Consider the following 248-nt stretch of genomic DNA (forward strand, 5'->3'; position numbering starts at 1 on the left):
GACATCGTCGAGCTGCTGGCCATCATCCGCAAGGTGCGCGACCACGGCATCACGCTGATCCTGATCGAGCACCACATGGATGTGGTGATGGGAGTGTGCGACACCGTGTCGGTGCTGGACTTCGGCCAGAAGATCGCCGAGGGGCTGCCCAACGAAGTGCAGAGCAACGCCAAGGTTATCGAGGCGTATCTGGGCGGCGCGCCCGCCTGACGCCAAGGACGACAACATGCTATCGATCAAGAATCTGG

The 248-nt window shown here is 61.3% G+C and carries 1 pseudogene; it reads left to right on the forward strand.

The features are described 5' to 3' along the window. A pseudogene (locus SB751_RS33725) lies at positions 1-210 on the forward strand (ABC transporter); the annotation flags it as partial. Between the last annotated feature and the right edge of the window lie 38 nt (positions 211-248).

The sequence above is a fragment of the Cupriavidus sp. SIMBA_020 genome (assembly GCF_046535395.1).
GTDB lineage: Bacteria > Pseudomonadota > Gammaproteobacteria > Burkholderiales > Burkholderiaceae > Cupriavidus > Cupriavidus campinensis.